Origin of the sequence: Cyanobium sp. BA20m-p-22 (assembly GCF_024346275.1) — a bacterium.
Classification (GTDB): Bacteria; Cyanobacteriota; Cyanobacteriia; order PCC-6307; family Cyanobiaceae; genus Cyanobium_A.
In genome coordinates, this window is the sequence record NZ_JAGQCQ010000267.1 from 1 (window position 1) to 5,339 (window position 5,339).

Below are 5,339 nucleotides of genomic sequence, written 5' to 3' on the forward strand. Positions count from 1 at the left end.
CTTTGGCCCATACTAGGGATGCAATTAACTATCCAAATTATAAGCTATTGCCGCCTCAACGCAAGGGCTGATCGTATTTTTCGAGGTGCCCTAATGAAAGAAAGAATTGGCATGGAGATTTGTGGGACGACTGCCTACTCTGCACACTCTAAGCAAGAACCTTTAACACACTCATTATATCCTGGATTACGCCACTTGTGGATAATCCGCAATAGAACCTCACGTCTTAGCACCGACTGCGAAAACCTCTGAGGCAGTGCTCCCCTTGAAGGATAAGACCTTGGAGAGTCGGGTAGGTCAGGGGTGCCTCCTCCCCCAAAGAGCACTTGAAAGACCCGCCTTGGCGCCTTGAATTAAATCAACCTCAAGTGCCCTCAGGGCGTCTCTTTAATTTTGTTGATTCTGCGTCACAGGAATTGCAATAAAATGAAAATACCCTTACAAAACCACGAACGACCTGAAAATGCTCAGCGGTTAGGGGCTTGACTTCTCCGCAATTCGTGCATCTTCTCGTTGAAATTGGGGTCAAAAGGAATGCCTCACTTGGTGCGACGCTGGTTGCGTTGGTGATGCACTATGCAGCATTATGCATCATCAAGACCCTGGAGCAGGAGCGCCACGCCATAGACGCTGTACTACTGAGCACCTTTGGCGATGCTGAACTCCGCTTTGGTGTTCGTCCTCTTGGTGGGTGGGTTCTCGAGCAGCGGTCACGAACCAGTTCGAATTACCCCCCCCGAAATCAGGGATGCCAACAAGGGTCTTCAACAGCAAGCACAGGGCGGACAGCAGGCATCGCACGAGAGTGAATACGCCTGTACTGCTCGCAATGGGGCGGGGTGGTCAAATGGTTCCGCTGACACTGACAAGCACCACTGCAAACGCGAAGAGAAGATGGGACTGAGTGATCTTGCGTTGCTGGTGACCGCCAACCCCATCAACATCCAAAACCTTCGCGGTCAGAACCTCATGTTCCGATGCCTGGAAACAGGATTTGTGACCACAGCGCTTGCTCTTGGTCGCTACCAACGCGGTAGGGGCATTGACCCGTCACGCAGGGAACTGGTGGGTGAGCGACCTGCCAACTGGGTTAAAGAAGTGCCTACAACGATCTGTGAGCACTGCGGAATGGTCATGAAGGGCAACCAGTGGACATTCAGGCAACACCAGCAGACCAGGCGATGCCAAAGGGCACAGAGCGTCTTGAGATGCCCAAGCAGATAGAAGCAGTAGACCAATGAGGGAATCGGACTATCGACACAGCAGTGGTTTCAACTCGTTGTGTTCACAGAGAGCGGTTTCACCATTTCTTCACAAGAAAAATGTCGGCGAGGACAGCTGACGCCAAGTCAAATTGGTTAAACTTGAGGGACTCAAGCATCATGGCCCAAGAAAGGGCAGACTTTCACTATCATGTCTTCGTCAATTCTGTTTTCACTCAACTGGAACCAAACAGGTGATCTGGAGAGCGAAGATCTTGAATACGTGCTGTCGGCATTGACGAAAGATGCGGAAGGGGGAACCGACGAATTGTCTTTCCTCCTGAATAGGCAGACTTCCTGCCAGTAGAATTAACGACGAGGGTCAAGTTGCTTAACCCAGGCAATATAAGTTGATTAAATATCTGAACTCTGGATACATCCAACTGGGACTGGTCGCCCTGGTCTTTGGCGGTCTTTAGGTCTGGTGGATCGGTAGCGTCTTTTGGAAGCGTGACCTGGCACAACCACAAAGCGGTGGGGAGTTCCGCAAGTCGCTGGAGCGTATCTGGAAGAAGGAACAGCGGCAGAGGTAGCGGGAACGTTGCAATAAAGACAAGACCTTGAAAACGTTTTACTGGATGCCTGCCCAATTCAGGCATTAAGACCTCTTAAGCAGGTCCACTGGACCCAGTGCAAATCATCAGAATGATGTGTAGGGTACAAAATTCTGCAAAACTGCTGCTTGAACAATGGAATCTCCTCTCTCGAGCAAACGCTGGAAGCAAACCCCGCCCACAACGGAAGAAATTGTTTCTCAAATCGTGGATTGGAGTATTTCGCGAATTGTTAGTGGGTTGCTGGATGAGGGAGACATCCTTGCCATTACACAGGAGTTTGCAGAATGGTTGGAACCAGACGTGGAAGACATTCAAGTCATCGGTTTGAACATAATCCAATGAGGAACCTACCTTTTTAAATTGTGACTGCCATAGCAATAGCAGTCCACACTTACCTATTCGGCTCTATTCCCTGAGAAGCAAAGGTTGAGCGCCCATCTTTCTAAAAAATTCCACTTTGAATAGTTCTGGAATAAAATCCAAGCAAGAGTGGAATTTTGAAAGTGGTTGCACCAGCAGAGTGATCTGTATTAATATTTTTGAGGCAATCCGCAGAAGAGAGCAGTCTGTTCAACTAATCAAGAATCAAGTAAGAAGTCAAAATGCCTATAAGGGAATCGAATAGGCATTAAGCATCATTTCTGGGTCATCTGTGATGGATCATGCGTCTAAAGCATGTTATGGTTTGTGCATAGGCATGAGGAACCATGGGCAACCAAGGGTACACAAGCAACATGTCACTTGCATCTCACGCAAATGAAGCAGAGCACTGCCATATCAAGCGGAGCACTGAAGGGTGGTACTTGGTAAAAGATGACCGTCTTCTGGAAAAAGAAAGGCGAGTACCTACTATAGAAAGTGCCTATTCAGTTTGCCACGTTATAAACAAGCGTGTTCGTTACCAAGAAAGTCAATACCCACAGACATAGGCAAGGGACCAAATCGACGGGTGGATCTGGTTGAGTTCGTCGCTGACGAACCCTTGCGCAGGTCTCTGGTCTTCACCATCTCACTGGAAGGCAGCGTTTCGGGCAGCGGTCATCAGTCGCTATGGGGACAGGCGCTGCTGTCTATGTGACGCGCCACCAGAGGTCATAGAAGCAGCGCACATCGTTCCTGTGAGCAACGACGGCAGTGACTGGGGCGGCAACGGACTGCTGCTCTGCCGCAAGCATCACGCGCTGTATGACCTTGGGAGGTGGTGCCTGGATCCAGAACATCTGGAGGTAGTGCCTGCCTCTGGGCACGATCTGACTTCTCTTCAGGTCGAACGATCCAATGTCCGTCACCTCAAGCAAATTCCTGATCAAAAGGCGCTGCAGTGGCGCTGGGCAAGGTGGGCGTGATGGAGCACCTGAACACTGGATACCTCCAACTGGGTCTGGTCGCCCTTGCATTTGGCGGTCTTCAGGTCTGGTGGATCAGCAGTGTGTTCAGAAGGCGTGACCTGGCACGACCCTTGAGCGAGGGCGAGTGCCGTAAGACCCTGGAGCGGATCTGGAGGAAGGAACAGCGGCAGAGGTAGCGGATTGCCCTTTACCTTGGGTTGCTGATGGTTTGAGGACGCTGCTCTTATGTCTTCTTCTTCTCAACTGATTTCTCATAAACTTCTATATTCTTACAAGGCATCCAGGCGCCATCCATTTTGAATTCCCCAGTACACTTCAATCCTTTATCACGACTTTCCGCCTCGTTCTTGTCTTTATACATATCATTCATTTGATTACCCTGAGCGATCCCAGAATGAATCCCTATCAGGAGATATGCAAAAATTAAGTTGACAGAAACGCGTATGAGGCGATTAGCAAACAAATGAAAGTCCATAGATAACTTGCGGGTCAAGTTTTGGCAAATGGAAGTCCTGCCAATAATAAGCAAAATTTTCGCAAACGTACTTGAGTCGGGAAAACAGGGCATCCTCAAGCACCTCGGTGGAGGGGGCGGAGGTAGTGAGGGTGCTCATCGGTCTGGGGCGACTGCTCACAGTGTTCCCACAGGCAACCATCCAGAACCATGCGAGAACCGCATAACGGGCAAAACCCAGTCCAGCAGGCGAGAATGGGCGGAAGTGACCAGACCGAGTGACCGACTCAGCGACCTTCGCCACCCCTGAAGCAGACGAAGAGGATCTGGGTGAAGACCTGGGCGGTCTCGATGACCTGCTGGCATCGCTGTGGTCAGAGGAGGAACCAGCGCCCAAGCGAGGTCGAGGCAGAGCAAAGAAGGAAGCACCCACAAAGGATTTCAAGGCAGTGCTCTGAGCAACTGCCGACAAACTTCGTGCCCAGATGGATGCGGCGTAATACAAGCATCTGGTTCTGGGTCTGATCTTCATCAAATACATCTCAGACACCTTTGCCGCCCAGCAAGGCAAGGTGCTGCTGATGGTCAGCGACCCGGACTCTGACAATGCCCGGTGTCAACTACGTAGGCGGGCGCCCGCCTACCTAATTGTCGCCGCGCAAACAGCACCTTCACAGCACTGATCGTGATGTGCGACCCGTTCGCTTGGTTCTGTTCCAGCGACTGGAAGAACTCAGGCAATTGCTCCCAGCGCAAGGTTGGGTGGGGTGTTGGTTTGTGCTTTGACTTGGTGCCCTTGGTTCCCAGTGCTGGGTTCTGGTCTCTTGCCATCCATCCCTGGTCAATGGCGTGGTCAAAGACCTGCCGCAGCACCATCAGCACCTTGTCGGCATGAACAGGAGCACGGCGCTCAATGTCCGCCTTCAGATCCATGACGACCTGCCTGCCGTTCTTACCGCCTGGATGCTTGTGGTCCCAGGAGAAATGCTCCACAGGCGTTGCTGCGCCCAGCACTGGTAGCACCTGGTTCCAGAGCATGTTCCGATACCCCGCCTTGGTGCGCTCGCGGGTATCGGAACGAGCGAGGAAGGACTCCGCTGCCTGCTCCAGGGTCGGTCCTGCGTGTTGTTGGATGCTCGCCTTCTGCTCCTGACGCTTGAGGTCCCTTGGGTCGAGTCCCGTCTGCTTGGACCATGCCCTGATGCGGTCCCACTCCTCCCTTGCCTCCTTGAGGGTCCATCTGCCCAGACCCTTGCCGTAGGGACCAATCCGCACGGGCACCTGCTTGCCCGCTCGTCCTGGCGGGAAGCGCATCCGCCCTTCAAAGGACTTGCCGCCGCCTCTGGCAACCGACTCAATCACCAAAATCAGGGAATCCCCGACAGATTTGCTCTGTCTGCGCTCACCCGCCTTCAGGGCACGAACTTGCGAGTCAGAGAGGGGCATCTCAGCAATCCAACAACACGCATTTTATCCAACAACACGCGCTCCGCATCCAACAGCACATCCAACAACACAACTCTCGGACGCCCCCGTTTTTAGGCAAACGAACTTGGACGACCCACATAGCGAAAGTCCCACCGCCGCAAGGGAAGTGGGACTTAATCGGTCCTCGCAGGACCTTCTCTATACGGAGAGGGTGTCCTTTTTAGGCGGACTCAGGGAGACTGCACTGGAACCTATTTACCAGTTAAGACGCCTGATACACCAACAAATA

The 5,339-nt window shown here is 52.2% G+C and carries 6 protein-coding genes; 3 read left to right on the forward strand and 3 right to left on the reverse strand.

Annotated elements, in window-relative coordinates:
• Nucleotides 1-1,438: 1,438 nt before the first annotated feature.
• Entirely contained in the window at nucleotides 1,439-1,861 is a 423-nt protein-coding gene (locus KBZ15_RS17770) for a hypothetical protein (RefSeq protein ID WP_255016555.1), read from the reverse strand.
• Between the two features lie 90 nt (nucleotides 1,862-1,951).
• Between KBZ15_RS17770 and KBZ15_RS17775 the strand changes: the two genes are divergently transcribed.
• Both KBZ15_RS17775 and KBZ15_RS17780 read left to right on the forward strand, forming a co-directional pair.
• The gene (locus tag KBZ15_RS17775; RefSeq protein ID WP_255016556.1) at nucleotides 1,952-2,161 is read left to right on the forward strand and encodes a hypothetical protein; all 210 of its coding nucleotides are present in this window, start codon (nucleotides 1,952-1,954) and stop codon (nucleotides 2,159-2,161) included.
• A 617-nt stretch (nucleotides 2,162-2,778) separates the two neighbouring features.
• Entirely contained in the window at nucleotides 2,779-3,165 is a 387-nt protein-coding gene (locus tag KBZ15_RS17780; RefSeq protein ID WP_255016557.1) for an HNH endonuclease, read from the forward strand.
• A gap of 226 nt (nucleotides 3,166-3,391) precedes the next feature.
• On the opposite strand, the gene KBZ15_RS18600 is transcribed toward KBZ15_RS17780, so the two are convergent.
• Nucleotides 3,392-3,736, reverse strand: coding sequence for a hypothetical protein (locus KBZ15_RS18600; RefSeq protein ID WP_315859928.1), 345 nt, complete (start codon nucleotides 3,734-3,736; stop codon nucleotides 3,392-3,394).
• A 164-nt stretch (nucleotides 3,737-3,900) separates the two neighbouring features.
• On the opposite strand from KBZ15_RS18600, the gene KBZ15_RS17790 reads away from it, so the two are divergent.
• On the forward strand, nucleotides 3,901-4,080 hold the full coding sequence (locus KBZ15_RS17790) for a hypothetical protein (RefSeq protein WP_255016558.1): 180 nt from the start codon (nucleotides 3,901-3,903) through the stop codon (nucleotides 4,078-4,080).
• A 127-nt stretch (nucleotides 4,081-4,207) separates the two neighbouring features.
• Here the strand turns inward: KBZ15_RS17790 and KBZ15_RS17795 are convergent, their stop codons facing one another.
• Nucleotides 4,208-5,068 (reverse strand): Arm DNA-binding domain-containing protein, encoded by an 861-nt coding sequence (locus KBZ15_RS17795; protein WP_255016559.1) that lies wholly within the window; start codon nucleotides 5,066-5,068, stop codon nucleotides 4,208-4,210.
• Nucleotides 5,069-5,339: the final 271 nt, after the last annotated feature.

Bases quoted from the DNA above. Each gene is read 5' to 3' on its own strand.
- KBZ15_RS17770 (WP_255016555.1), bottom strand. From the start codon at position 1,861: ATGCCTGAATTGGGCAGGCATCCAGTAAAACGTTTTCAAGGTCTTGTC.
- KBZ15_RS17775 (WP_255016556.1), top strand. From the start codon at position 1,952: ATGGAATCTCCTCTCTCGAGCAAACGCTGGAAGCAAACCCCGCCCACA.
- KBZ15_RS18600 (WP_315859928.1), bottom strand. From the start codon at position 3,736: ATGCCCTGTTTTCCCGACTCAAGTACGTTTGCGAAAATTTTGCTTATT.
- KBZ15_RS17795 (WP_255016559.1), bottom strand. From the start codon at position 5,068: ATGCCCCTCTCTGACTCGCAAGTTCGTGCCCTGAAGGCGGGTGAGCGC.